Genomic DNA, 26,662 nt, shown 5'->3' with positions numbered 1-26,662 from the left:
AGACACATCAACGTCATCAAGGTGGTTACATGACAGACAAGAAAAGAACGCTGCCGGACAGCTTTCATCGTGTGTTTGGCGAGACGCAGCTGACGGTGGGGTTGTTGACCCCGGTAGAAGCGTATCCGGACACTCCTTTTCCCTCTTTAACCGATCATGGGAGTCTGGTCCAGCGAGCGGAGGAGGCCGGTTTTGCCAGTATCTGGCTGCGGGATGTCCCATTCTATGACCCTAACTTTGGCGATGCCGCCCAAGTCGTGGATCCCTTCGTCTATGCGGGCTATCTGGCTGCCATTACTCGACAGATCACCCTGGGGTCGGCGGGAATTGTATTGCCGTTGAGAGATCCCATCTCGGTGGCCAAGCAATCCGCATCGACCGACTTGCTGACCGCGGGACGCTTCATCTTGGGGGTGTCCACCGGGGATCGCGCGGCGGAATACCCGGCTTTTGGCATCGACTTTGCCGAACGTGCCGAACGCTTTCAGGAGTCGGTGGAGATGATCAAACGGCTACAGCAGGAGCATTTTCCATCTCAGGCATCCCGTCATTATGGGACCCTGTCCGGCACCCTTGATCTGCATCCCAAGCCCAGGTGCGGGAGTCTGCCTATGGTCGCGGTGGGCCGTGCCCGCCAGTCTATCGCGTGGTTGGCGAAGAACATGGATGCCTGGATCTGGTCCGTGGATGAGGACAGTGCCATCACCGGCATTCTCTCGGCGTTGGCGGAGGAGGCGGGAGACAAGCCATCACCCAAATATGGTTATGCCACCTTCTTTGATCTGGATGCCAACCCCGATGCGCCCTATCAGCGCTATTACAACGTGGTACGGATCGGTCGCAAGGCATTGATCGAGCGACTGTTACGGCACCAGGCGCTGGGCGTGAGCCATGTCGCGCTTAACCTCAAGCCCTCACGACGGGAGGCCAGGGCAGTGATCGACGAGATGGGGGAACATGTGCTACCGGCGCTTGCTCGCCCGTGAGATCAAGGATGATTCATCCCGCTCGCCGCGCGTACTCGATGAATGCCTTCAACTTGGACGGTTGATCATGCCGGCTGGGGTAGTACAGAGAGAAGCCTGGAAAGGTCGGCGAGAAGGGTGCCAGGACTCGCGTCAGGCGCTTTGCCTTGATGTGTGACAGGGCCAGCTGCTCAAAGGTGTAGGCGATCCCGACGCCTTCCAGTGCCGCCTCCGTACTGAACAGGGTGTCCGTGATGGTCAGGTTGCCCTTGACCTCGTACTCGACGATTTCCTCATTCACCTTGAACTCCCATTTGTGGATCGCGCCTGTTCCGGCGAAGCGGAAGCGGATGCAGTTGTGCTGCACGAGGTCGTCCGGATGGCTGGGCGCGGGGAAGCGCGCGAGATAATCAGGAGAGGCGACGATGGCGACTGTGATGGGGCCGCCAAGGGGAAGGGCGACCATGTCCTTGTGCAGATCTTCTCCCATGCGAATGCCCGCATCGAAACCCCGCTCGACGATGTCGACGAAGCCTTCGTCATTGGTCAGTTCAAGTTTCACGTTCGGATGCTCGCGAAGGAAACCTGCCAGCAGCGGTTGCAACACCATTGAGGTCGAAATGCGTGCGGCATTGATGCGCAATGTGCCGGTGGGCCCACCTTGCAGGACGTTCAGCTCTTCACCCGCCACAATGACCTGACCGAGTGCCGGGCCGATGCGGGCAAGATAGTCCTCCCCAGCCTCCGTCAGGCTCACGCTGCGGGTCGTGCGATTGAGCAGGCGTACGCCGAGACGCGCTTCCAGCTGCCTGATCGCCTGGCTCAGCGCCGAAGGCGATACCTCCAGTTCGGCAGACGCGGCAGTGAAGCCGCGATGCTCCGCGACTTTCCAAAAGGCCATCAGGCCGTCGAGTTGATTGAGTTTCATATCTTGAAGCATAACTTCATATGATGTGCAGGATTAAGCTATTTTTCTGCACTAATACGGCGCCTATAGTTGCCTTCACCGTGAGGGAGGCACCCATGAAAACCAATCCGCCAGATTGCCATGCCCTCGGGCCTCTTTCCCTCAGGTGTCAGCGTGATGAACCCCACGACGCCGAAACCAACATGCAAGTGAGAAGGCGCATCAGACCATTGATTATTGAGGAAAAGAAGACGATGAAAAACGTATTGATCATCAACGCACATCAGTTTTTTGAAGGCATCTCCGGCGGCAAGCTGAACAGCACCCTGGCAGGCGTCATCAGGCAAGAGATGGCGGCGCGCGGCTATGGGGTGAAGGAGACATATATAGAGCAGGGCTACGACGTTCAGGGCGAGGTCGACAAGCATCTGTGGGCAGACATCATCATCCTGCAATCGCCGGTCTTCTGGTTCGGCATGCCGTGGATCTACAAGAAGTATGTCGATGAGGTATTTACCGCGGGCATGTTCCAGCAGCGCTTCCTGTCGGGTGATGGCAGGACGCGCGAGGATCCGCGCAAGCAATATGGCTCTGGCGGCAAGATGCATGGCAAGCAGTACATGCTGTCGCTGACCTGGAATGCGCCGAGGGCGGCATTTGGCGATGCTGGGCAGATGTTGTTCGAGGGCAAAACGGTGGATGACGTCTTCGTCAGCAACACGGCCAACTACAGGTTCTGTGGCGTCGAGGTGTTGCCCTCCTTCTCGTGCTTCGATGTGATGAAGCAGCCGGATGTTGCAGGGGCTATTGAAGAGTTGCGTGGCCATCTGGATGCCATCCTTGAGCCCGTGGCGAGCCCCCTGCCTCAGGTGCAGAGCAAGATGGACGAGGCACTCACATCCCCTTGAAGACGTCGGATGCTGGTCGACAACGAGGTGACGGTGACCGCTCAGTGGCTGGGCGTTCACCGTCTACCTTGGCCAGTGATGTGCGATGAGCTGTCGCCACCAGTGACCACCATACTGGCCAACCCCGCCAACCCCGCCAACCCCCTGCCACCCGGCGTATGCATCAAGGATCTCGAAGGCTCAACAGGCGTTTCCTGGCCGACGACCAGGTTGTCATTGGCGTCGAAGAAAGCCCGGGTCAGTCAACCAGACTCCTTGGGCTGATGCTGGAAACATCCTGGGGCACCCTTGCGTCACCGTGAGCCCGCCTATCTTTCGTGGAGGGCTCTTCGTCAGTCAGCCGTCGCCTGGTACTCCTGTCTTGGTGACAGCTCGATCACCTGCTTATCGCGCCTTATCCGGGCATTGCATCCCCGACTCCCCGGGCATGGGCAAGGCGCAGCTCCTCGGCGCCGAGCACGAACTCCGGGCTGTCGGTGAGGCGCTCGACCGCCAGATCGATGAAGCGACGTACCCGGGCGGGCTGGGCCGCACGGCTGCCGTAGTAGAGAAACAGGCTGTACATGTCTGTCATGTGGTCGAGCAGCAGGGGAACCAGGCGGCCGGCCCGAATGTGCGCCGCCGCCGTCGGCCCGGCGATCTGACCTATCACTTCCCCCGCCAGCACGGCGCCCAGCTCCACCGTCTCGTCATTGGTCGATATCGCCGGACGAACGAGATGGTCCTGCACGCTCTCACCAAGCCTTACATGCCAGGGAATAAGGTGGCCGGTACCGGCATGACGAAACACGCTGCAGCGGTGCACGCCCAGATCGTGCAGCGTGTGCGGCACCCCATGTTTGCGCAGATAGGTGGGGGAGGCGCAGATGATGAGCTGCAAGGGAAACAGGCGGCGTGCGATCAGCCCATCCTGTGGCGAGAGGCCGATCCGCAAACCCACATCGACCCGCTCCTCCACCCAGTTGCCGATGCGGTCATCGAGCTGCACATCGGGCTGGACCTCGGGGTAGAGCCGGCAGTACTCGTCCAGCACTGGGCCTATGATCATCTGCGCGACCGAGCGGGGCCCCACGATCCGCAGCGGGCCGGCGAATGCCTCCCGGGTCTGCCTCGCGGCCGACAGCGCCTGTTGCAGGCCGAGCAGGGCGGGTTGGGCTGCCTCCAGAAAACGCTGGCCCTCTTCGGTCAGCGACATGCTGCGGGTGGTGCGATGGAACAGCCTCACCCCGAGATAGGTCTCCAATTGCCTCAGTGCCTTGCTGGCGGCCTGAGGGGAGATCTGCTGGGCCTCGGCGGCCTTGCTGAGGCTGCCCAGTTCCACCGTGCGCACGAAGGTGGTGATGGATCTCAATTCGCTGATCATGCTCTTTCTCGTCGATTTACATCATTTAGTTGTAACTGATTCATCCATTTGCCGTCTAGTTCGATGTTTGTTGCCCATTTATAGTTCAGTCCATCGAGATGCCACCCGGCATGTCCCCGGACAGCGAGACGAGCAAGATGGACAATTTCAGCTTTTACAACCCGACCCGGATCGAGTTTGGCACCGGCAAGGAGCGCCTCATCGGCGAGATCCTGGCCCAGCACGGCATCAAGAAGGTGCTGCTGGCCTATGGCAGCGATCGCATCAAGGGCGATGGCCTCTTTGCTACCGTGAGCGCCAGCCTGGGCGAGCAGGGGATCCCGTTCGTGGAATGCGGCGGCATCGTCAGCAACCCGCTCATCTCCAAGGTGCGTGATGCCATCGCCCTGGCACGGGAGCAGGGGGTCGACGCCATCCTCAGCGTCGGCGGCGGCTCCGTGCTCGACAGCGCCAAGGCCATTGCCGCAGGCAGCCTCTATCAGGGGGATGTCTGGGATCTGTTCGTCGGCAAGGGGCAGATCGAGGCGGCGCTGCCGGTGTTTGCCATCCTGACCCTGGCTGCCACCGGCAGCGAGATGAACAGCGGCGCCGTGGTGACCAACGATGACACCAAAGAGAAGTTCGCCATCAACTCGGTGCACACCTTCCCCAGGGTCTCCATCGTCAATCCGGCGCTGATGCAGACGGTCTCTCGCGACTATCTGGTCTACTCGGCGGCGGACATCATAGCCCACTCCATCGAGGGCTACTTCACCGCCAAGGTGCAGCCGGCAATCCAGTCCCGCCTGGTGGAGTCCGTCATCGCCACCGTGCTGGAGACCACGGAGCAGTTGCTGGCAGACCCCGAAAATTACAACGCCCGCGCCGAGTTCTCCTGGGCGGCGACCCTGGCATTGAACGGCCTGACCTATGCGGGGACGTCGGGCTTTGGTTACCCCAACCATATGATCGAACACGCGCTCTCCGCCCTGTTCAATGTGCCCCATGGCGCCGGCCTGTCGGTGGTGATGCCCGCCTGGATGAGGTGGTATCAGGGCCAGAATCCGGCTCAGTTCGAGCGCTTCGCCCAGCAGCTGTTCGGCTTGAAAACCGCCGAGGAAGGCATTGCCGCCCTGGAGACATGGTTCGACAAGATTGGCACGCCGACCCGCCTCTCCCAGCTCGGCATCACGGAGGCGGACCTGCCCGCCATCCTGGAGAACCTCAAGGGCAACGCCCGCTGGTTCGGTCTGGCCGAGACCTACACCCAGGAGGTGCTGGCCAGCATCCTTCGCAAGGCCATGTGAGTGGCGGTGCCTCTCGCTCCGCTGTCGGGAGCGAGCCGCCAACCATCACACCAGGCGGGTGCCAGGCACCCACACCATGGCGCTTTCCCAGGAGAGCGCCTTCCAGGAAAAGGGATCCATCATGCAAACACGTACTTTGGGTAACAGCGGGCTGACGGTGTCGGCCATCGGTCTGGGCTGCATGGGGCTGAGCTTTGGCTATGGCCCGGCCACGGACAAGGGGCAGGCCATCAACCTTATCCGCCGCGCCTATGAACTGGGAGTGACCTTCTTCGACACCGCCGAGGCCTATGGCCCTGGCGATAACGAACTGCTGCTGGGGGAGGCGCTGGCCCCGTTCCGGGACAAGGTGGTGATCGCCACCAAGTTCGGTTTCAAGAACGGCAAGGTGCCCGATGGGCTGGACAGCCGGCCGGAGAATATCCGCGCCGTTGCCGAGGCTTCCCTGCGCCGGCTCAACACCGATGTGATCGATCTCTTCTATCAGCACCGCGTCGATCCCGATGTCCCCATGGAAGAGGTGGCTGGCACAGTGCGAGACCTTATCCAGGAGGGCAAGGTGCGCCACTTCGGTCTGTCCGAGGCCGGTGTCGACTCCATTCGTCGCGCCCATGCCGTGCAGCCGGTGGCGGCGCTGCAGAGCGAATACTCTCTCTGGTGGCGCGAGCCGGAGCAGGCCATCCTGCCGCTGCTGGAGGAGCTGGGCATCGGCTTTGTGCCGTTCAGCCCCCTCGGCAAGGGCTTCCTGACCGGGGCCATCAAGGCCGATACCCGTTTCGATGACACGGATTTTCGCAACCAGGTCCCACGTTTTGCCGAGGGGGCGCGCCAGGCCAACCAGCATCTGGTGGCGGTCTTGAGCGATCTTGCGGCCAGCAAGGGGGTGACCTCTGCCCAGATTGCGATCGCCTGGCTGCTGGCACAAAAGCCCTGGATCGCCCCCATACCCGGCACCACCAAGCTGCATCGGCTCGAGGAGAACCTGGGCGCAGCCCGGGTGGCACTGAGCGCCACCGATCTGGGAGACATCCAGCGTGCCCTGGCCGGGATCAAGGTGGAGGGGGATCGCTATCCGTCACACCTGCAGAAGAACGTGGGTCGCTAAGGCAGGATCCTCAACAGGAGTCTCATGAATGCAGAACCCCTCTGTACTCTCTCGCGCCGTCCCCAGGGGCCGGCGCGCTCTCTGGTTGCTAACAGGAGCCGTGATGGCAGGCATTATCTCCTATGTATTGAAACCGGGCCTGCCCGCGCACCCTGACTCTTCCCAGTATCTGGGGGGGCGGTTCAGCAATGTCGTGGCACTGCCGCAGCGCAGCACCTGGGACGGGGTCCGGCTCTGGTGGGATTTTCTGTTCGCCAAGCCTGAGGGCACAGTGCCGGATCGCGCCATCCCGGTGCAGGCCATGACCCGGGAGGGGCTGATGGCCGCCCCGGACAACAACGTGTGGCGCCTCGGCCACTCCAGTCTGCTGTTCAAATTGCAGGGCAAGTTCTGGCTGACGGATCCGGTGTTCAGCGAGCGAGCCTCGCCGGTGCAGTGGTTCGGTCCCAAACGCTGGCACGCGCCGCCCATCACCCTGGATGCGCTGCCCCCCATAGAGGCGGTGATCCTCTCCCACGATCACTACGACCACCTCGATCATGACGCCATCCTGGCGCTGCAAGAGAAGGTCGGCCACTTCATCACGCCGCTCGGAGTTGGGGCGCGCCTGGTTGCCTGGGGTGTCCCCCGGCACAAGGTCAGGGAGCTGGATTGGTGGCAGCAGGCCCGGGTCGGCGGCATCGAATTCATCGCCACCCCGGCCCAGCACTTCTCCGGCCGTGGCCTTGGGGATGGCAACCAGACCCTGTGGGCCTCCTGGGTCATTCGCGGGGAGGGATCCACTCTCTTCTTCAGCGGTGACAGCGGCTACTTCGACGGCTTCAAGGAGATTGGCAGGCGCTACGGCCCGTTCGACATGGCCTTCCTCGAGACCGGGGCCTACGACAAGCGTTGGGAGTACGTGCACATGTTGCCGGCGCAGACGGCGCAGGCGTTTCACGATCTGCGCGGGCAGTGGCTCTATCCAGTGCACAACGGCACCTTCGATCTGGCCATGCACCAGTGGGATGACCCCCTCGAGCAGATAGTCCGTCTGGCCGCCGAGCAGCAGATCCCATTGACCACCCCGATGATGGGGGAGCCCCTGAACGTGCTGGCCCCCCACGAGGGCAGCGCCTGGTGGCGCCAGTGACACATTTTTAAAACGCAGGAGTCGACAATGAACCCAATATCCGCCACCACGCTCGCCGCCGCCATGGCGCTCGGCCAGGCCGAGGCAAAGGAGCAGACGATACAGGTATTTTCCCCGGGGCAGGTGCCTGCAACCCAGGGGGCCAGCGAGTTCTTCGTCGGGGATGTCTATGTGGATCAGCGCTATCAGGGCACGGCGCCCGCCGCCATCTCCGGTGGTCTGGTCAGCTTCACGCCGGGGGCGCGCACCGCCTGGCATACCCATCCCCTGGGCCAGACCCTCTACGTGGTCAGTGGGGTGGGGCGGGTGCAGATGGCGGGAGCGCCTGTCCGGGAAATCCGGCCAGGGGACCTGGTGTGGATCCCGGCCGGGGTGAAGCATTGGCACGGTGCGGCGCCAGATACCCCCATGACCCACCTGGCGCTGGCAGAACAGCAGGATGGCAAGGTGGTGACCTGGCTTGAGCAGGTGAGCGAGGGTGACTATCGCGCCGCCGTCGCCGGGGGGCGGGATTGAGCATGCGGGGGAATAACAGTCAGCCCGCTGCCGGACCGGCACACCCGGATAGCCTGCCCGAACGCGCTCATGCCCAGGAGCTCAGGATCCTGATCATCCTGAGCGCCTTGATGTCGTTTGCCTCCATTTCCACCGACATGTACCTGCCGGCGTTGCCGCAGCTGGTCCATGACTTGAACACCGACATGACCCAGATCGAGCTGACCATCTCGACCTTTCTGATCGGTTTCAGCCTGGGGCAGCTGTTCTGGGGGCCGGCGAGCGATCGCTATGGCCGGCGCCTGCCCATCATGCTCGGTATCGGACTCTTCATTCTGGGCTCGGTGGGCTGTGCCCTGGCCGAGACCGCCCCTCAGATGCTGGTGTGGCGCGTTATTCAGGCCCTGGGGGCCTGCGCCGGCCCCGTGCTGGCCAGGGCCATGGTCCGTGATCTCTATGCCAGGGAGCGGGCGGCCCAGATGCTGTCGACCCTGATCCTGATGATGGCGGTCGCGCCTCTGCTCGGGCCGTTGCTCGGGGGACAACTGCTGCTGTACTGGTCCTGGCGAGGGATCTTCTGGGTGCTGGCCATCATGGGGGTCGTGGCCCTTATCGCCATGCGCTACCTGCCCGAAACCCTGGCACCGGCGAGCCGAAGCCAGGCGTCCCTGGCCGTGACAATGAAAGACTATGCCGCCCTGGCGATGGACGGACGCTTGCTGCGCTATGCCCTCGCCGGCGGCTTTTACTACGGCGGTTGCTATGCCTTTATCGCCGGAACCCCGTTTGCCTACGTCGATTACTACCAGGTGTCGGCGCAGGCCTATGGCCTGCTCTTTGGCGCCAATATCCTTGGGTTGATGGTGCTGAATTTCGTCAACACGCGCCTGGTGGCGAAATGGGGGCCCGAGCGCCTGTTTCGCTACGGTGCCTGGGCTGCCGCCGCCTCCGCTCTCTGGTTGGCCCTCGATGCCTGGTGGGGATTGGGTGGGGTCGCCGGGCTGGCCGTGCCCATCTTCTGCTACATGTCGGTCAGTGGCTTCATCGTCGCCAACTCGGTGGCCAGCGCCCTGGCGCTCTTCCCGAAGCAGGCGGGAGCGGCCTCTTCCCTGGTCGGTGCCATGCACTACGGCAGCGGGGTGTTCAGCGCGGCCCTGCTTGGCTGGTGCACCGATGGCACCCCCTGGACCATGGGCTGGATAGTGGCTGTCGGGGGAGTGGGCTGCCTCGTCTTTGCACTGTGGCGACGCACCGAGTCCGAGGCGTCTTGCGAGCCGATGTCGCAACCCGAGCCGGTGCGATGAACTATCGACCTATTTACATCAACAGCAGGATAAGCAGGCTCGGCATTGGCAGAGCCTGTCCCGGGAGATGACATCTATGGATAACCTTCACACCCCGTCACTCAGGTCACAGGCTGGCCGTCTGCTGCCCGTGTTGGCCCTGGCTGCATCCTGTTTGTCTGTCAGCACCCGTGCTGCAGAGGCTGGGGATGTCAGCCAAAACAAGCTGGGCATGACATTTGTCTATATTCCGGCAGGCAGCTTCACCATGGGAGCATCTGCAGGCGATCCTGAGGCGATTCGTAGCGAGATGCCCGCCCATGAGGTGACTCTGACTAAACCCTTCTGGCTTGGCCGTTTTGAAGTGACTCAAGCCCAGTGGGAAGCTGTGATGGGTAGCAGTCCCTTCGATGAGAAGAGTAGGTCCAATTCCTTCTATCACTTGCCCGGTATGGCGGACCGTATCCGCCAACCCGATCATCCTGTCACAGCATCCTGGCTGGATGTACAGGCCTTCATTGATCGCTTGAACGTGATGGAGGGCCGCAAGCGTTACCGGTTGCCTACCGAAGCCGAATGGGAGTATGCCGCGCGTGCCGGCACGAAGACGGCTTATTCGTTTGGTGACGATATGCGCCAGCTAGGGGGGTACGCCTGGTTTGGTGAGAATTTCATCAGTGGTGGTACTCACCCAGTAGGCAGCAAGAGACCCAACCCTTGGGGCTTGTACGACATACACGGCAATGTGTGGGAGTGGGTAGCGGATTGGTATGCAGAGGACTACTACGCCCACAGCCCGAATGCGGATCCACAAGGGCCTGCAACCGGCACGCAGCGGGTGGTGCGTGGCGGCAGTTGGCACCAGAGTGCGACCAGTTGGCGTTCAGGGTTCAGGCGTAGTTATGACCCTGACTATCGCGGGATCAGCATAGGGGTGCGCCTGGTGATGGCGCCCTGATAAGGGGCCGTCATCCCCAAAAAGGACCTTTTGGTGGCGATCGCGAGCGTCGTGGAGGAGGGGGCTCGTGGGGTGTTAGATATCCTCGCTGGTGTATAGCCCACTGTGTTCATCGGATAACCTTGTATCAATGAGAGTCAATCTTCTCCCACTGATGGGGGATGGAATGAGAGAGGCAATATCATGGCTAAAAAAGAAGTGGTTGTGCTGGTTGGGGCCGGGTCCATTGGCCAAGCCATTGCAAGGCGGGTAGGGGCAGGCAAGCATGTGGTACTGGCGGACATCAGCCAGAAAAATGCAGAGGCAGCGGCCAAGACCCTGGAAGAGGCCGGTTTTGACACCAGCGTGCTGGTCGTGGACCTGTCGTCACGGGCGTCGATCATCGAGCTGGTGCAACACGCCCAGAGCCATGGCACCGTCATGCAACTGATCAATGCGGCCGGTGTCTCCCCTTCCCAAGCCAGCGTTGAAACCATCCTCAAGGTTGACCTGTATGGCACTGCGGTCTTGCTGGAAGAGTTCGGCAAGGTCATCGGTGAAGGGGGATCAGGAATTGTCATCTCGTCCCAATCGGGTCACAGGCTCGGCAACATTCCCCCCGAGGAGAGCGAACAACTTGCCATGACACCCACGGAGGCGCTGTTGTCACTCCCGTTGATACAAGGCATCGACGATACCCTTAAAGCCTACCAATACTCCAAGCGCTGCAATGTGTTGCGGGTCATGTATGAGGCGACGGCCTGGGGCAAGCGTGGAGCCACTATCAATTCGATCAGCCCAGGCATCATCATCACGCCGCTGGCCAACGATGAACTGAAAGGACCCCGTGGCGAGGGGTACAGGACCATGTTGGGCCTGTGTCCCGCAGGCCGGGCGGGCACGCCTGACGAGGTTGGGGAGCTGGGGGAGTTCTTGATGAGTCACAAAGGGCGCTTCATGACGGGAACCGACTTCCTAATCGATGGCGGCACCACCGCCAGCTACTGGTACGGCGAACTCCAGTATCTGAAGACGACGCACTAGCTTGCTTGGGGTGAGAGAACAAGGTGCATCGATGCACCTTGTTCTTGTTGCATTGAGGGCCAGCAGGTTAGCTGATACAGCTTGCGCAACGAACCTACCAGAGTCTGTGCCGTTTCCTTGACCAGTGCAGTGCCTGATCCGGGCTAGCGATACACCGTCAGATGTTCTTGTCGAAGAAGGCATCGATCCGGCTCATCGCCTGATCCACGTAGCGAGGCACCCAGTAGGTTTCAATGTGCGTCGCCCCCTCGATGAGGAACAGCTCTTTGTTGGCAGTGCCGGTGGCTTTCTTGAAGGCGCTTTCGGTCATGTAGCGCGAGTCCGCCTTGGTCCCCGCCATCATCAGCAGCGGCTGATTGATGAGCTCCATGTTGCTCTGGGCATCGAAGTTCATCAGGTCGAGCAGGCTGCTGGTGGTGTAGCGGAATGTCGAATTGGGATGGGCATGGGTCTTCCAGTAGTACTCATAGCCTTGGCGGTACAGCTCGAACGGCAGCTTGGCTATCTGTTCGTCGGTCAGGTTGGCATCGCCGGAGTAGCTCACCTCACCCGTGGTGACCTCCCTGGTGCGGGCATCGGTGGCCTGCTTCAGGCGCTCTTGCACGGTGGCGAGTTGAGAATCCTGATATCCGTTGCGACGCACCAGCCCGGAGTCAAACATGCTCAGGGTCGCCAGGGCCTTGAAGCGCTTGTCGGTCTGGGCCGCTTTCAACGAATAACCGCCGCCGCCGCAAATGCCAAGCAGGCCGATGCGTTCCTTGTCAACGCCGGGGTATTGGCCGAGGTAATCCGCCATGCCGTGAATGTCCTCGATGCGGTTTGCCGGTTTGTCGACGCTGCGGGGCATGCCTCCGCTGGCCCCCTGGTAGGCGGCATCCGCCGTGATGGCGATGTAGCCTTGCTCTGCCAGGCGCTGGGCATAGAGGCCCGCGACCTGCTCCTTGACCCCTCCGTTGGGGTGGGCAACGACCACGGCCGGGTAGGTTTTGGCGGGATCATAGTCGGCAGGGGTATAGACATTCGCGGCTATCTGGATGCCATGCAGGTCATATTTCACCGGGTGGAGGTTGACCCTGCCCTGGATGTTTTCGGTGATGGCCCCTTCATAGGCCAGGGTAAACGGATTTTGTCTGTGATCGGCGGCCTGGGCGGTGGTGGCAAAGCCTGCCAGCGCCGTCAGCACCATGGCATTGAGAAAGGTCTGTTTCATGTGGACTCCCGAGGGTAAGCGCGGCCTGGCTCCAGAGGCACGCGGTGGATATTGCCGGACAAGGGTAAGGGGAGGGGGCTGTCAGCCCCATGACGGGGAAATGACAATGCTGTCAGTCAGGTGGTGGCCTTGGCCTGGATTTCTGACACGGCTGTCAGCTTGCTGTCAGGGGAATGTTGGTAACCAATCAATAGGATGTGGCAATGCGAAGTGGTCTTCGTCACCCGTCTGGTCATAAAAGGAGTCTCTTATGGAGAGCAAACCAGCAGTGTTTACGCCCGATGCACCCACGATGCCGGCGCGACGCAAGTTGCTGATCGCGGGGGCCGGCATGGCCGCTGCCTCGTTGATCCCCCAGGTCAACGGGGCTCAGCCATCCCCACCATCCCATGGCGCAGGCGCAGGTCAGCCCGTTGCCGGGCCAGGAAGGCGCAAGCTGGGCGGACTTGACGTCTCGGCCATCGGGCTGGGGGTGCAGAACATGAGCCGCAAATATGACACCTCCGTCCCCTGGCGCCCTGAAATGGTCAACATAGTGCGCAGGGCCTTTGAGCAGGGGGTGACGTTCTTTGATGCCGCCGAGGCCTATGGTCCCTTCGAAGTGGAGCGGATCCTGGGCGAGGCCGTGGCGCCCTTCAGAGACAAGATCGTCATCGCCACCAAGTTTGGCTGGAACATCGATCAACAGACCGGTGAGCGGCGTCCCGGGCTCAACAGTCGGCCCGAGCACATCAAGCAAGTCGTCGAGGGAATGCTCAAACGCCTGCGCACGGATCGTATCGATCTGCTCTATCAGCACAGGGTCGATCCCCTGGTGCCTATCGAGGATGTTGCCGGCGCGGTGAAAGATCTGATGGATCAAGGGAAGGTGTTGCACTGGGGCCTGTCTGAAATGGGGATCGACACCTTGAAACGCGCCCATGCAGCGCTCCCCGTCACGGCGGTTCAGAGTGAGTACTCGATGTTATGGCGGGGGCCGGAACAGTCTGTGCTGCCGACCTGCGAAGCGTTGGGGATAGGGTTTGTGCCGTGGAGCCCGCTGGGGGTGCAGTTCCTGACTGGCTGGATCGACAAGAATACCCGCTTTGCCCCCGGCGATTTCCGGGGGACGGAGTCGCGCTTCGCCCCCGAAAATCTGGAGCATAACCTTGGGCTCGTGGCCGTACTGAAAACCTGGGCTGAACGCAAGAGTGCGACGCCCGGACAGATAGCGCTGGCCTGGTTGCTGGCCAGGAAACCCTGGATTGTGCCTATCCCGGGCACCACTAACATGGACCACATGCTGCAAAACACGTCGGCAGCGGCGATCCAGCTGAGCGCTGCCGAGATGACGGAGCTCACCCTATCCCTGGATGCCATCGTCATCAAGGGACAGCGTCTGCCGGACGCGGTGCAGGCCTATTCCGATGTGGACGCGCCGCCAAAGCGCTGACTTGCTGGCCGATGGCGGGATGAATGGAGATTGGGCCCCATCGGCACCCTGTTCATGCTGTCATGAGCGCGAGCCCTGGATATAAGGAGGTGGATGCCATGCGTCTGTTGTTGGTAGAGGACGAAGAGAAGACCTCGTCATATCTTTGTCGCGCACTGGGAGAGTCTGGCTTCATGGTCGATGTCTCCGCTGAGGGGCCCGAAGGGCTCCATTTTGCGCTGGAGTACGAGTATGACGCCATCATTCTGGATGTGATGTTGCCTGGCATGGATGGCTATCGGGTGCTGGAGGGGCTTCGTGCGAGCAAGCAGACACCGGTGCTGATGCTCTCCGCGCGCGGATCCGTGGACGAGCGGGTCAAGGGGCTGCGTCTGGGGGCCGATGACTATCTGCCCAAACCCTTCTCGCTCATTGAACTGGTTGCCCGTATCCAGGCCCTGGTGCGTCGTCGCGGGGCCGATGGCGCGGACATCACCCAGTTGCAGATCCACGATATGCACCTGGATCTGCTGGCGCGTCGGGTGTCGCGCGCCGGCCATCGGCTGGAACTCACCGCCAAGGAGTTTTCCCTGCTCAGTCTGCTGGCCCGCCATCAGGGGGAGATCCTCTCGAAGATGATGATTGCCGAGCAGGTCTGGGATATGAATTTTGACAGTGATGCCAACGTCGTGGAAGTCGCGATAAAACGGCTGCGAGCCAAGATAGATGCGCCTTTCGAGGTCAAGCTGCTGCACACGGTGCGCGGCATGGGTTATGTGCTCGAAGTCAGGCCGGACCTGCACCCTTGAGGGGAGGAAACAAGATGTTCACACGCTCCATCTCCGGACACCTGGCGCTGATGTTTGCCCTGAGTGCCGTCCTGATCGTCTCGGCATCCGGTCTGCTGCTGAGGAGTTCGCTCCATGACTCCTTGCAAAAGCAGATGCACAACGAGCTGTCGTTTCGTGAATCCTTGATGAGCCCCTGGATCAGTGCCCGCACCTCCAGCGAAGGGTGGTCAGTGCTCGCCAGCAAGTTCACCAATCTGGCCAGCTCCGAGGGGAACCGTGTTCACTATTGGATTGTCAGCGACGATCCTAGCTTCAGCGTGGGAGGCATACCGCCATCTGGGGTAGCCTGGGACGATCTCAAGGAGGGGTTCAACAAACTGCCCGGGGCCTCGGAGGAGGCCTGCTCGCTCTTCCTGCTGGTGAAGACCATTCCCGCCAATGGGGAAAGGCCCGAGCTGCGCTATGTGGTGTCCATCGACTCGACCCCCTATATGAGCACATTGGACGCCTTTACCCGCACGCTGCTGATCATCACTCTCCTTGGCGTGCTGATGGTCGCCTTGCTGGGGTATGGCGTTGCCCGGATTGGTCTGCGCCCGGTAGGGGCCTTGAGTCAGCAGGCCCATCGACTGGCGCCGGGAGACCATGGTCAGCGGCTGGACACAGACGCCTTGCCCGAGGAGCTGCAGCAGCTGGCCTCCTCGTTCAACGGCGTCTTGGCACGTCAGGAGGTGGCATGGCGGCAACTGGAGAGCTTCAATGCCGATGTGGCCCATGAGCTGCGGACCCCTCTCACGAATCTGATTGGCCAGACTCAGCTGGGGTTATCCCGCAGGCGTTCGCCAGAGGAGCTGGGCGACTTGCTCGGCTCCAATCTGGAGGAGCTCGAGCGGATGGCTTCCATCGTCAACGACATGCTGTTTTTGTCCCATGCCCATGCGGGGGAGCATGCCTCCCAACTGGAGCGGGTTTCGCTGCGGGAAGAGACCCTCAAGACGGTGGAGTATGTGGAGCCCTCCCTCGCCGAAAAGCGGCTCTCATTGCAGGTGGAAGGGGATGTGAGCGCTCATATCGACCGGCGCCTGTTCCACCGTTCACTCGCCAATTTACTGGAGAATGCGGCAAGGCACTCACCGCCCCACGGAACCATCACCGTCAGACTGAGCCAGCGCGAGGAGCAGGCCTGGGTCGCTGTCTCAAACCCCGGCGATCCCATTGCCCCTGCCCATCTGTCTCGCCTGTTTGAACGCTTTTACCGGGTTGACTCAGCCAGGACCCGCAGCGACACCCATCATGGCCTGGGGCTGTCCATTGTCCGGGCGGTGGCGATCATGCACCGGGGAGAGGTGTTTGCCCAAAGCGAGGAGGGGGTCAATACCTTTGGACTCACTTTTGCACTGTCCGCACAGAGGGGACGGGCTCATGAGTCAGCTCCCGCACTGGAGAGGCGATTGGCGACTTCCATGCCCGGTCTATCCTGACGGGAACGTCAGCCTGGGGTCATCCTGACGACATCTCGTGCTTGCTAGCATGGCAGCGGTTTAACCCCAGGCTCACTCACTAAAGGGATCTCGTTTCATGTCAGGAAAAATGCGTTATTTCGTTCTGCTGCTGCCGCTTATGAGTTGTGTCGCCATTGCGGCGGAGCAAGGAGCAGCCACCGGCATCGCCGTCGCGGGCAGCCAGGCGGCGGTGTACGGTTCGGCGGACAACTTTACCGGCCGGGTCCGGGTCGATCCGCTTTTCACGGCCGACCAGGCTATCCCGGTATCGGGTGCTTATGTCACCTTCGAGCCCGGGGCGCGCTCGGCCTGGCACAGGCACCCGGCAGGGCAGCGGCTCATTGTGACCTCGGGGGTCGGCTTGACCCAGCAGGAGGGTCAACCGGTACAGATCATCCGTCCCGGTGATGTCGTCTCCTGCCCACCCGGGGTCAAGCATTGGCATGGTGCCACCCCCGGCAGTGCGATGACGCATCTGGCGGTGACCGGCAATGTGGATGGCAAGAGTGTTGAATGGATGGAGAAGGTGACAGATGAACAATACCAGGCACATTAAGGCGATCACGGCAGCGGCGCTGCTGCTCCTTGGCACCGGACTGCCCTACGGGGTGGCCGCCAATGAGGGTGCCACCCAGGTGAGCCAGCAAGGATCCGTGACCGACACCCTGACCACGCGCCAGCAGGCCATTCCCTTGATCGCCTCGGCGATGGCGACCAGCAACATGGAGAGGCTACGAGATGCTCTCAATCGGGGTCTGGATGCCGGGTTGACGGTGAATGAAGCCAAGGAGGTGCTCGTTCAGCTCTATGCTTATGCCGGTTTTCCTCGCAGTCTGAATGCCTTGAATGAGTTGATGAAGGTTGTCGAGGCTCGCAAGGCTCGGGGCATCAACGATCTTCTGGGAAAAGAGCCCGTCACCCCCATCCCGGTCGGTGATGAACTGCGCCGAGTGGGGACTGCCAACCAGACCAGGATCTCGGGTGCACCGGTACAGGGTCCGCTCTTTGAGTTTGCCCCAGTGATCAACCAGTACCTGCAGACGCACCTGTTTGGCGATATTTTCGCTCGCGACAACCTGGATTGGCAGAGCCGCGAACTGGCGACGGTAGGGGCATTGGCTTCCATGCCTGGGGTGGAGGCACAGTTGCTGTCCCATATGCGTGCCAGCCAACGGGTCGGCCTGAGCGCCGGTCAACTGCATCAGGTGGTGCAACTGCTGCGCGAACAGGGCGAGGTCGATGCCGCCACCCGGGCACAGAAGGCACTGCAGCAGGCGCTGGCCGCGACCAAATAGGGCACTGGACGTCACCAAGGAGCAGGCAGCATGCCAGATCACCATGACCCCACCCGAAGGAAGCTGCTGGCGGCGTTGCCGGGCTTGACGCTGGTGAACCTTCCCCTGGGGCAGGCCATCGCCAGCGCGCAGGCGCGACAACCCAACGGCAGTATCCTGGTCGCCTATTTTTCCCGAAGCGGCAATACGCGGGTGATCGCGGGGGTCATCCAGCGCACGCTGCAAGCCGATCTGTTCGAGATAGCGCCAGCGAGCCCGTATCCGGCGGATTACTTCCAGACCGTCGCACAGGCGCAGCGTGAGCGGGATCTTGGGCTGACCCCTGCGCTGAAACAGTCCGCCACCATGGCGGGCTATCACACCCTTTATGTCGGCTTTCCCATCTGGGGGATGACGGTTCCCCCCGTGGTCAAGAGCTTCCTGAGCGGCCATGATCTGGCGGGTAAGCGACTCGTGCCTTTCATCACCCACGGTGGCTATGGCATCGGGGATAGCGAGGCGGTACTCGCCAGACTGGCGTCAGGTGCCAGGCGAGATGCGCCACTGATCATGGAGTGCGATCAGGAGAGGCAAACGACCGAGACAGTCGCCCGGTGGCTGGAGGCCGGAGGGAGTTGATCTCATCTTTGGGCGAGGCAGACAGGTCATCGTCGTGAGGGCGACAGGTGATGCTCATATACGTAAACAGGATTGAGGCCACAGGCCAAACAAGGGAACACAATCATGAAGAGACTCAGTAAATCATTGCTTTTTTGCATGCTGGCGGGGGTGCTGGTGGCCCCCGCTCATGCCGATCCCCTGGTTATCCAGGAGCAAGGCAGCTTTGCCGCAGGGGGCGCCGTCGTCACCGCACCCGGCACCTTTGACCCCAGGAAACCCCTGGACCCTGCCGGTCAGACCTACCATGGGGATCACGCCAGCGTCTTCTATCAGATCCCGTCCAACCCGCACCCGTATCCGATCGTCATGCTCCACGGCGCTGGCCAGTCTTCCCGTACCTGGCAGACCACGCCGGATGGCCGGGAAGGTTTCCAGACCCTGTTCCTGCGCCGGGGGTTTGCGACCTATCTGGTCGATCAGCCCCGCAGAGGCAGCGCGGGTCGCAGCATGGTAGAGGGGGCCGTGGCCCCCAATCCGGATGAGCAGTTGTGGTTCAACCAGTTCCGCCTCGGCGTCTGGCCGGATTATTTCAACGGCGTCCAGTTCTCGCAGGATCAAGCGGTGCTGAACCAGTATTTCCGCCAGATGACCCCCAACACAGGGCCCTTTGATGTCAACGTCATCGCCGATGCCATGGCGGCGGTGCTGGACAAGAGTGGTCCTGCCATCCTGTTCACCCACTCCCAGGGGGGCGGACCTGGCTGGCATACCGCCATAAAAAGCAACAAGGTGAAGGCCATAGTCGCGTTCGAACCAGGCAGTGGCTTCCTCTTCCCTGAGCAGGCGTTGCCAGCCCCCATGCCGAGCGCGTTCGATACCCTGAAGGGGGAGCCGGTGGCGATGGCGCAGTTCATGAGCCTGACCAGGATCCCGGTGCTGATCCTGTATGGCGACAACATCCCGGACAAACCGACCGCCATGCCCGCCCAGGACAGCTGGCGAGTCAGGCTGGCGATGGCTCGCCAGTGGCGGGATCAGGTCAACCAGCATGGGGGGGATGTCACCGTCGTTCACCTGCCCGAAATCGGCATCAAGGGCAACACCCACTTCCCCTTCTCCGATCTGAACAATGTGCAGATCGCCGATCTGGTCAGCCAGTTCCTGAAAGAGAAGGGTCTGCAATAACCAGGGGAGACCGCAAGGGTGATGACGCGATTCATGAATATTGCTAATAAACCCTAGCAAGATCCCGGGTCTAATCTCGTCAATCCCCTTGCGTTATGCTGGGCACACACTATCGGAAGGATATAGTCATGCACACAGTCAGACTCAATAACGGTATCGAAATGCCCCTGCTGGGGTTTGGTGTCTTCCAGATGACAGACGCGGCAGAGTGCGAGCGCGCCGTCATCGAGGCCATAGACACCGGCTATCGGCTGATCGATACCGCCGCCTCCTATCAGAATGAGACTCAGGTCGGGAACGGGATCAGGCAGAGCGGCATCGGGCGCCGCGAGCTCTTTGTCACCACCAAGCTCTGGTTGCAAGACACCAGCTACGAGGGAGCCAAGGCGCAGTTCGAGCGCTCCTTGAATCGCCTGCAGCTCGATTATGTGGATCTCTATCTCATCCATCAGCCCTACGGGGATGTCCATGGCGCCTGGCGGGCAATGGAGGAGTTGCAGCAAGCCGGCAAGATCCGGGCAATCGGCGTCAGCAACTTCCAGCCGGATCGGCTGGCGGATCTCATGGCGTTCAACAAGGTGGTGCCTGCCGTCAACCAGATAGAGGTGAACCCCTTCAACCAGCAGCTGCATGCCGCCCCCTGGATGCAGAGTCGACAGATACAGCCACAGGCGTGGGCCCCCTTCGCCGAGGGCCGAAATGGTCTGTTCCAGCACCCGGTACTGACCGCCATCGGCGCGAAGCGGGGAAAGAGCGTGGGACAAGTGGTGTTACGCTGGATCTTCCAGCGCGGCATAGCATCGCTGGCCAAGTCGGTGCGCAAGGAGAGAATGGAGGAGAACCTCGACATCCTCGACTTCGAACTCAGTCAGGACGAGATGGTGCAGATAGCCGCGCTGGATACGGCGACCAGCGCCTTCTTCTCTCACCGCGACCCCGCCATGGTGGAGTGGCTGACCCAGCGCAAGCTCGACGTCTGACAGGGGCAATCAGCAATGGCGTCGGGAGATGACAGACGGTGGGTGGCGCGGTTCGCCGCCAACCGTTCTTCCTGCTGAGGGAATACAGTGCCCACGGCCGGAGAGGAGCGGCATCATGCCCGCAAGCGCACGGCGTCCAGGAACAGCCGAAAGGCGGGAGAGTTCTGGCGCCGGCTGGGGTAGTAGAGGTGATACCCGGGGAAACGTGGGCAATAGGGGACCAGTACCGAGATCAGCGCCCCTGTGGCCAGATGGGGTTCGGCCATGTCTGAAGGCAGATAAGCCAGACCGTGGCCTGCCAGTGCGGCGCGCAGTACGGGCGTGCCTGTGTTGAAGATGCACTGACCCTGTACATGGGCCTTGATGGGTTGGCCATCTTGCTCAAACTCCCACAGCATCAGGTTGTCATAGGTGGGCAGCCGCAGGCCGATGCATTGATGAGCCGCCAGATCCTGAATGGTGTGGGGGGCCGGGTTGCGGGAGAGATAGTCGGGGGAGGCCACCACGACGATCTGCATATCCTGGCTGATACGCACCGCAATCATGTCTTTCTCCACCTGTTCCCCCAACCGGATCCCCGCATCAAACTTCTGCTCGACTATGTTGGTCAGGCCGTAGTTGATATCGATTTCTACCTGAATGTCCGGGTACTCCTTGAGCAGCGGCGATATGCGCGGCCACAGGTAGGTGTCTGCCGCATGCTCGGCGGTAGTGATACGGATCAAGCCCGCGGGTTTGTCCTTGAGCTCATTGAGCGCCGAGATCTCATCCTCTATCCCCTCAAAATGCGGTTGCAGGCGTTCAAGCAGCCGCTCGCCCGCCGGGGTTGGGGAGACGCTGCGCGTGGTCCGGGTCAACAACCGAATGCCCAGTCGCTCCTCCAGCCCCCGCATGGCGTGGCTCAGGGCGGACTGGGATACCCCCAGGTGAGCCGCCGCGCGGGTAAAGCTGCCTTCTCTTGCCACCGCCATGAAGGAGATCAAGTCGTTGTAGTTGGTTTTTGCCATGAGTTGCCCTGCCGAAGGTCGTGATAGAGGGAGGTGCGTGCCGGCAGGGTAACCGCCGACTCGGCATCATTACTAGCGTAAATTAATGAAATTTTCTCATAAACCCATTCTGATTATCCCGTCTAATCACGTTATCCAACAACCAGTACACTGCCGTCACTGAACACCACATCGGTGCTCACCGCATTACCGCCATGGGGCGGTGCACAGCGAAACCATGCCTGGCGCGACACTGTGTCTCTGGCATGGCCGACAAGGAGACGTCGTTCTGGCCTGCGGGCCTTCCACCATTGACGATGTGAGAATGATGATGAAACACGCAATCACACTGCTGGCCTTCTTCGGCCTGATGAGTTCCCCTCTGGCCATGGCCGCCATCCCTGCCAAGATCAACGCCATCCCCGGCGCTCTGATCGTGAACTGGCAGCCCCAAGACGCCGGACAGCGCATGGGCGATGCCCTCGAGGTATACAACGATGCCGGCGATCTGCTGGCACGGGTGCCGGCCAGGATGTCCGGCCAGCAGCGGGTCGTGCTGCCCGCAAAGACACAGGGTGATTTGCGTCTGAGTCTGGGAAATGAACAGGCGCAGTATCGCGTGCCGTTCGGTTTTGGTGGCGGTCAGGAATAAGCCGCTCACTCCCTTTGTGCTTCGTTTTGCGGGCAGGCTTCGTCTGCTGGGCCTGCCCGCATTTTTGCTGCCATCAGCAGAACTGACCAGAATATCGCCCCCCTTATTTTCAGAGCGGATGAATTCATCTGCTCTCGTCGAACTTCCCCATCAATGGACTACGTGAATATGACTGCCAGAACAGGTTTTACTGCGCGGCGTGCGGCGCCCTATCTGGTGGCCCTCTCGGTGGCATCTGCCCTGGGGGCTGCCCTCTATACCCACCAGAGCCAGGCCGAGGCGCCAGCCATGGCCGAGGCCGCTGTGCCTGTCTCCGTGAGCAGGATAATGCCCAATCGCATCAAGCTGTGGGAGGCGTTCTCCGGCCGGTTGGAGTCGGTGGAACGGGTGGAGCTGAGGCCCCGAGTGGCCGGCACCATACAGGGGATCCACTTTCGGGAAGGGGCATTGGTTGCGCGCGGCGATCTGCTGATCACCATAGACCCTGCCCCCTATGCAGCCCAGGTGGCCCAGACCGAGGCGGTGGTCGAGGCTGCGCGTGCCCGGTTGGCTCAGGCGGGATCCGATCTGACGCGTGCGCAGCGGTTGATTGCCTCCAACGCCATCGCTCAGCGGGATCTCGATCAGCTGCACAACGCCAAGCTGGAAGCCGTTGCCAACTTGCGCGGCGCCGAGGCGAGCCTGCAATCGGCTCGGCTCAACCTCGATTACACCCGGGTTAGGGCGCCCATCTCGGGGCGGATCGGCCGCCTCGACATCACAGTGGGCAACCAGGTGGCGGCGGGACCGACGGCCCCTGTCATGAGCACGCTGGTCTCGGTCTCCCCCATCTATGCCAGCTTCGATGTGAGCGAGGCGACCCTGGATCGGTTGCAGGTGTCGCGTGAACAGATCGGTGACACCCCGGTACAGCTTGGCACCAGTGGGATGACGGGCACGCCACTGGAGGGGCGTCTGCAATTTATCGACAACCAGGTGGACGCCGGCAGCGGCACCCTCAGGGTTCGCGCCACGCTGGATAACCGGGACGGCAGCCTGATCCCTGGTCAGTTTGCCAGGATCAGGCTGGGATCTTCCCGTCAGATCGACGCCCTGTTGGTGAGCGAGCGGGCTATCGGCTCGGATCAGAGCAAGCAATTTGTCATGGTGGTGGGCGAGGGGAACCGCGCCGAGTACCGCGAGGTGAGCCTTGGCATGAGTGTCGAGGGGGAGCGTATTGTCACCCGTGGCCTGCAGCCCGGGGAGCGAGTCATCGTCGATGGTCTGCAGCGGGTGCGTCCCGGCACACTGCTGGCACCCAGCCCGATTGAGCCCACTGCACTCACGACCACCCAAGCCCGGACGGCCAGTCGCGGCTGATGGCCGCGTCATTGCATCAGAGTCACACCATGAATATGTCAAAGTTCTTCATCGACCGGCCCATCTTCGCCGGCGTTATCTCCATCCTGTTCGTGCTGGCGGGGCTGGTGGCAGTCAATGCTCTGCCCATCTCCGAATATCCCGAGGTGGTGCCACCCCAGGTGGTCGTGCGGGCGACTTACCCGGGAGCCAGCCCCAAGGTGATCGCCGAATCGGTGGCCATGCCGCTCGAGGAGTCCATCAACGGGGTCGAGGGGATGATCTACATGGGCAGCCAGTCCACCACGGATGGCACCATGACCCTGACCGTCACCTTCCGTCTTGGCACGGATCCGGACAAGGCGCAGCAACTGGTGCAAAACCGGGTGGCTCAGGCCGAGGCGCGCCTGCCCGAGGAGGTGCGTACCCTGGGGGTGACCACGGTCAAGGCGAGCCCGGACCTCACCATGGTGGTGCACCTGGTCTCACCGGAGGATCGCTATGACATCGACTACCAGCGCAATTATGCGCTGCTCAATGTGCGTGACCGATTGGCCCGGATCCAGGGGGTGGGGGACGTGGCCATCTTTGGCGGTGGGGAATATGCCATGCGGATCTGGCTTGATCCCGACAAGGTCGCCGCCCGTGGCCTCGCGGCCAGCGATGTGGTGGCGGCGCTGCGTGAGCAGAACATTCAGGCGGCGGCCGGGGTGGTCGGCGGGTCGCCGGCGCTGCCGGGTACCGAGCTGCAGCTCTCCGTCAATGCTCGGGGCCGGTTGCAGAGCGTGGAGGAGTTTGGCGACATCATCGTCAAGTCGGGCGGCGGCGGCGCGGTGACGCACCTGCGTGACATAGCCCGTATCGAGCTCGGGGCGGCCGACTACTCGGTGCGCTCGAAACTCAATAACAAGCCGGCGGTCGGCATCGGCATCCACCAGGCACCGGGCGCCAACGCATTGCAGATCTCCGACGAGGTGCGCAGCACCATGAGCCAGATAGCCAAGACCATGCCCCAAGGGCTCGAGTACCGTATCGCCTACGATCCGACCCAGTTCGTGCGCGCCTCCATCGACTCTGTGGTGCACACCCTGCTCGAGGCGATCGCCCTGGTGGTACTGGTGGTTATCCTGTTCCTGCAGACCTGGCGCGCCTCCATCATCCCGCTGCTGGCGGTGCCTGTCTCCATCATAGGGACCTTCGCCGTCATGCTGCTGTTTGGCTTCTCCCTCAATGCGTTGACCCTGTTTGGGCTGGTGTTGGCGATAGGCATAGTGGTGGATGACGCCATCGTGGTGGTGGAGAACGTCGAGCGCAATATCGAGGGGGGACTGTCGCCGCGCCTGGCGACCTACCGCGCCATGCGGGAGGTCTCCGGCCCCATCATCGCCATTGCCCTGGTGCTGTGTGCGGTATTCGTGCCGTTGGCCTTCATCACCGGGCTGACCGGCCAGTTTTATCGCCAGTTTGCCCTGACTATCGCCATCTCCACCGTCATCTCGGCCATCAACTCACTCACCCTTTCGCCGGCGTTGGCGGCCCTGCTGCTCAAGGGGCATGACGCGCCCAAGGATGTGCTGACGCGAGGCATGGAGCGGCTGCTTGGTCCACTGTTTGCGCGCTTCAACCGCGGCTTCGAGCGCGGCGCCCGCGTCTATGGTGCCGGCGTGCAGGGGATCTTGCGACGCAAGGCCCCGACACTGCTGTTGTTTGCCGGCCTGCTGGTGCTGACCTATGGCTTGTTCCAGAGCGTGCCCGGGGGCTTTGTGCCCTCCCAGGACAAGCAGTACCTGATTGGCTTTGCCCAACTGCCGGATGGTGCCACCCTGGATCGGACCGACAGGGTGATCGAGCGGATGGGGGCTATCATGGCCAGCAATGAGAATGTGGAGGGGACCCTTGCTTTCACCGGGCTCTCAATCAACGGCTTCACCAATAGCCCCAATGCCGGGGTGGTGTTCGCCATGCTCAAGCCGTTCGAGCAGCGCAGAGGCGCCGATCAGAGCGGCATGGCGGTGGCGGCGCAACTGAACCAGGCTTTCACCGGCATCGAGGAGGCGGTGGTGGTGATGTTCCCGCCACCCCCCGTGCAGGGGCTTGGCACCACGGGGGGCTTCAAGTTGCAGCTTGAGGATCGCGGCGGGCTCGGGTACGGGGAGATGGATGAGGCGGTGCAAGGTTTCCTGGCCAAGGCGGCCAAGGCTCCCGAGCTGACCGGGCTGTTCAGCAGTTGGCAGATCAATGTGCCGCAGCTCTTTGCCGACATCGACCGTACCCGTGCCCATCAGCTCGGGGTGGAGGTGACCGATATCTTCAACACGCTCCAGGTCTACCTTGGCTCGCTTTATGTCAACGATTTCAACCAGTTCGGGCGTACCTACTCGGTGCGGGTGCAGGCAGATGCCAGCTATCGCAGCCATGCCGATGATATCGGCAGACTGAAGGTGCGTTCGCTCTCGGGCGAGATGATCCCCCTGTCGGCCCTGATGAAGGTGGATCACACTGTCGGTCCTGAACGGGCGATGCGCTACAACGGTTTTCTTTCTGCCGATATCAGTGGCGGGCCGGCGCCTGGTTTCAGCTCGGGGCAGGCCAAGGCCGCCATCGAACGCATCGCCGCCGAGACCTTGCCTCAGGGCATAGGTTTCGAGTGGACCGAACTCACCTATCAGGAGATCCTGGCTGGCAACTCGGCGCTGTGGGTCTTCCCGCTTGCCATCCTGCTGGTGTTCCTGGTGCTGGCCGCCCAGTACGAGAGTCTGACGCTGCCGCTGGCCATTTTGCTCATCGTGCCGATGGGGCTGCTCTCGGCCATGGCTGGGGTCTGGCTCTCTGGGGGGGACAACAACGTCTTCACCCAGATAGGGCTCATCGTACTGGTGGGGCTCTCGGCCAAGAACGCCATTCTCATCGTGGAGTTTGCCCGTGAACTGGAGTTGGCGGGCCGGGCGCCGCTGGCCGCCGCCATCGACGCCGCCAGGTTGCGGCTGCGGCCCATCCTGATGACCTCGCTGGCCTTCATCATGGGGGTGCTGCCCCTGGTGCTGGCAAGTGGCGCCGGCGCCGAGATGCGCTCGGCCATGGGAGTGGCGGTCTTCTCCGGCATGATAGGGGTGACCCTGTTCGGTCTGTTCCTGACCCCGCTCTTCTATGTGCTGCTGCGGCGCCTCGCAGGCAATCGCCCGCTGGTGAGCCATGGAGACCAGAACATGGAGGAGTGAGCCTGGCTGCTGAAGCCATGAACCGATTGAACATAGCCCGCTGACGTCGGGCTATTTTATTTGCTCCGG

24 protein-coding genes are annotated in these 26,662 nt (G+C 61.8%); 20 read left to right on the top strand and 4 right to left on the bottom strand.

Annotation, left to right across the window (positions count from 1 at the left end; genetic code table 11):
• Positions 1 to 29 precede the first annotated feature (29 nt).
• Positions 30 to 986 (top strand): TIGR03571 family LLM class oxidoreductase, encoded by a 957-nt coding sequence (locus HB860_RS07810; protein ID WP_163155083.1) that lies wholly within the window; start codon positions 30 to 32, stop codon positions 984 to 986.
• Positions 987 to 999: 13 nt separating this feature from the next.
• Here HB860_RS07810 and HB860_RS07805 read toward each other — a convergent pair whose 3' ends face one another.
• Positions 1,000 to 1,893 (bottom strand): LysR family transcriptional regulator, encoded by an 894-nt coding sequence (locus HB860_RS07805; protein ID WP_247626259.1) that lies wholly within the window; start codon positions 1,891 to 1,893, stop codon positions 1,000 to 1,002.
• Between the two features lie 95 nt (positions 1,894 to 1,988).
• On the opposite strand from HB860_RS07805, the gene HB860_RS07800 reads away from it, so the two are divergent.
• Positions 1,989 to 2,780: an NAD(P)H-dependent oxidoreductase gene (locus HB860_RS07800; RefSeq protein ID WP_247626258.1), complete on the top strand. Its 792-nt coding sequence runs from the start codon at positions 1,989 to 1,991 to the stop codon at positions 2,778 to 2,780.
• Between the two features lie 394 nt (positions 2,781 to 3,174).
• Here the strand turns inward: HB860_RS07800 and HB860_RS07795 are convergent, their stop codons facing one another.
• The gene (locus HB860_RS07795; RefSeq protein WP_202045443.1) at positions 3,175 to 4,143 is read right to left on the bottom strand and encodes a LysR family transcriptional regulator; all 969 of its coding nucleotides are present in this window, start codon (positions 4,141 to 4,143) and stop codon (positions 3,175 to 3,177) included.
• A gap of 137 nt (positions 4,144 to 4,280) precedes the next feature.
• Between HB860_RS07795 and HB860_RS07790 the strand changes: the two genes are divergently transcribed.
• From HB860_RS07790 to HB860_RS07760, 7 genes are all read left to right on the top strand, one after another.
• Complete coding sequence (locus HB860_RS07790) at positions 4,281 to 5,429, top strand: iron-containing alcohol dehydrogenase (RefSeq protein WP_247626257.1); 1,149 nt, start codon at positions 4,281 to 4,283, stop codon at positions 5,427 to 5,429.
• 121 nt (positions 5,430 to 5,550) lie between these two features.
• A complete protein-coding gene (locus tag HB860_RS07785) occupies positions 5,551 to 6,534 on the top strand; it encodes an aldo/keto reductase (protein WP_247626256.1) in 984 nt (327 codons plus the stop codon).
• Between the two features lie 103 nt (positions 6,535 to 6,637).
• Positions 6,638 to 7,666 (top strand): MBL fold metallo-hydrolase, encoded by a 1,029-nt coding sequence (locus HB860_RS07780; protein ID WP_247626255.1) that lies wholly within the window; start codon positions 6,638 to 6,640, stop codon positions 7,664 to 7,666.
• 27 nt (positions 7,667 to 7,693) lie between these two features.
• Positions 7,694 to 8,182, top strand: coding sequence for a (R)-mandelonitrile lyase (locus HB860_RS07775; RefSeq protein WP_139439414.1), 489 nt, complete (start codon positions 7,694 to 7,696; stop codon positions 8,180 to 8,182).
• 2 nt (positions 8,183 to 8,184) lie between these two features.
• On the top strand, positions 8,185 to 9,465 hold the full coding sequence (locus tag HB860_RS07770) for a Bcr/CflA family multidrug efflux MFS transporter (RefSeq protein ID WP_247626254.1): 1,281 nt from the start codon (positions 8,185 to 8,187) through the stop codon (positions 9,463 to 9,465).
• A gap of 76 nt (positions 9,466 to 9,541) precedes the next feature.
• Positions 9,542 to 10,402, top strand: coding sequence for a formylglycine-generating enzyme family protein (locus HB860_RS07765; protein WP_247626253.1), 861 nt, complete (start codon positions 9,542 to 9,544; stop codon positions 10,400 to 10,402).
• Positions 10,403 to 10,585: 183 nt separating this feature from the next.
• Positions 10,586 to 11,425: an SDR family oxidoreductase gene (locus HB860_RS07760; protein ID WP_247626252.1), complete on the top strand. Its 840-nt coding sequence runs from the start codon at positions 10,586 to 10,588 to the stop codon at positions 11,423 to 11,425.
• Between the two features lie 157 nt (positions 11,426 to 11,582).
• On the opposite strand, the gene HB860_RS07755 is transcribed toward HB860_RS07760, so the two are convergent.
• Entirely contained in the window at positions 11,583 to 12,635 is a 1,053-nt protein-coding gene (locus HB860_RS07755) for an alpha/beta hydrolase (protein WP_247626251.1), read from the bottom strand.
• Between the two features lie 250 nt (positions 12,636 to 12,885).
• On the opposite strand from HB860_RS07755, the gene HB860_RS07750 reads away from it, so the two are divergent.
• From HB860_RS07750 to HB860_RS07715, 8 genes are all read left to right on the top strand, one after another.
• On the top strand, positions 12,886 to 14,067 hold the full coding sequence (locus tag HB860_RS07750) for an aldo/keto reductase (RefSeq protein ID WP_247626250.1): 1,182 nt from the start codon (positions 12,886 to 12,888) through the stop codon (positions 14,065 to 14,067).
• A gap of 98 nt (positions 14,068 to 14,165) precedes the next feature.
• On the top strand, positions 14,166 to 14,855 hold the full coding sequence (locus HB860_RS07745; protein WP_247626249.1) for a heavy metal response regulator transcription factor: 690 nt from the start codon (positions 14,166 to 14,168) through the stop codon (positions 14,853 to 14,855).
• 14 nt (positions 14,856 to 14,869) lie between these two features.
• Positions 14,870 to 16,318 carry a heavy metal sensor histidine kinase gene (locus HB860_RS07740; RefSeq protein WP_247626248.1) on the top strand — a complete coding sequence of 483 codons (1,449 nt, stop codon included), beginning with the start codon at positions 14,870 to 14,872 and terminating at the stop codon, positions 16,316 to 16,318.
• Between the two features lie 97 nt (positions 16,319 to 16,415).
• Positions 16,416 to 16,895, top strand: a complete 480-nt coding sequence (locus HB860_RS07735; protein WP_247626247.1) for a (R)-mandelonitrile lyase — start codon at positions 16,416 to 16,418, stop codon at positions 16,893 to 16,895.
• Positions 16,873 to 17,634 carry a carboxymuconolactone decarboxylase family protein gene (locus tag HB860_RS07730; protein ID WP_247626246.1) on the top strand — a complete coding sequence of 254 codons (762 nt, stop codon included), beginning with the start codon at positions 16,873 to 16,875 and terminating at the stop codon, positions 17,632 to 17,634. Before HB860_RS07735 ends, HB860_RS07730 begins: the two co-directional genes overlap by 23 nt.
• A 30-nt stretch (positions 17,635 to 17,664) precedes the next feature.
• Positions 17,665 to 18,252, top strand: coding sequence for a flavodoxin (locus tag HB860_RS07725; protein ID WP_247626245.1), 588 nt, complete (start codon positions 17,665 to 17,667; stop codon positions 18,250 to 18,252).
• A 105-nt stretch (positions 18,253 to 18,357) separates the two neighbouring features.
• The gene (locus tag HB860_RS07720) at positions 18,358 to 19,419 is read left to right on the top strand and encodes an alpha/beta hydrolase (protein ID WP_247626244.1); all 1,062 of its coding nucleotides are present in this window, start codon (positions 18,358 to 18,360) and stop codon (positions 19,417 to 19,419) included.
• A gap of 128 nt (positions 19,420 to 19,547) precedes the next feature.
• Positions 19,548 to 20,399: an aldo/keto reductase gene (locus HB860_RS07715; RefSeq protein WP_247626243.1), complete on the top strand. Its 852-nt coding sequence runs from the start codon at positions 19,548 to 19,550 to the stop codon at positions 20,397 to 20,399.
• A gap of 113 nt (positions 20,400 to 20,512) precedes the next feature.
• Here the strand turns inward: HB860_RS07715 and HB860_RS07710 are convergent, their stop codons facing one another.
• The gene (locus HB860_RS07710) at positions 20,513 to 21,406 is read right to left on the bottom strand and encodes a LysR family transcriptional regulator (protein WP_247626242.1); all 894 of its coding nucleotides are present in this window, start codon (positions 21,404 to 21,406) and stop codon (positions 20,513 to 20,515) included.
• 310 nt (positions 21,407 to 21,716) lie between these two features.
• On the opposite strand from HB860_RS07710, the gene HB860_RS07705 reads away from it, so the two are divergent.
• The 3 genes from HB860_RS07705 (at position 21,717) to HB860_RS07695 (ending at position 26,593) form a co-directional block, all read left to right on the top strand.
• A complete protein-coding gene (locus tag HB860_RS07705) occupies positions 21,717 to 22,037 on the top strand; it encodes a hypothetical protein (protein ID WP_247626241.1) in 321 nt (106 codons plus the stop codon).
• 168 nt (positions 22,038 to 22,205) lie between these two features.
• Positions 22,206 to 23,396 carry an efflux RND transporter periplasmic adaptor subunit gene (locus HB860_RS07700; RefSeq protein ID WP_247626240.1) on the top strand — a complete coding sequence of 397 codons (1,191 nt, stop codon included), beginning with the start codon at positions 22,206 to 22,208 and terminating at the stop codon, positions 23,394 to 23,396.
• Positions 23,397 to 23,425: 29 nt separating this feature from the next.
• Complete coding sequence (locus tag HB860_RS07695) at positions 23,426 to 26,593, top strand: efflux RND transporter permease subunit (protein ID WP_247626239.1); 3,168 nt, start codon at positions 23,426 to 23,428, stop codon at positions 26,591 to 26,593.
• The last annotated feature ends 69 nt before the right edge of the window (positions 26,594 to 26,662 follow it).

The organism is Aeromonas genomosp. paramedia, assembly GCF_023093515.1.
Classification (GTDB): Bacteria; Pseudomonadota; Gammaproteobacteria; order Enterobacterales; family Aeromonadaceae; genus Aeromonas.
Note: the sequence above shows the minus strand (reverse complement) of the source record. Positions and strands in the feature narration are given on the sequence as shown.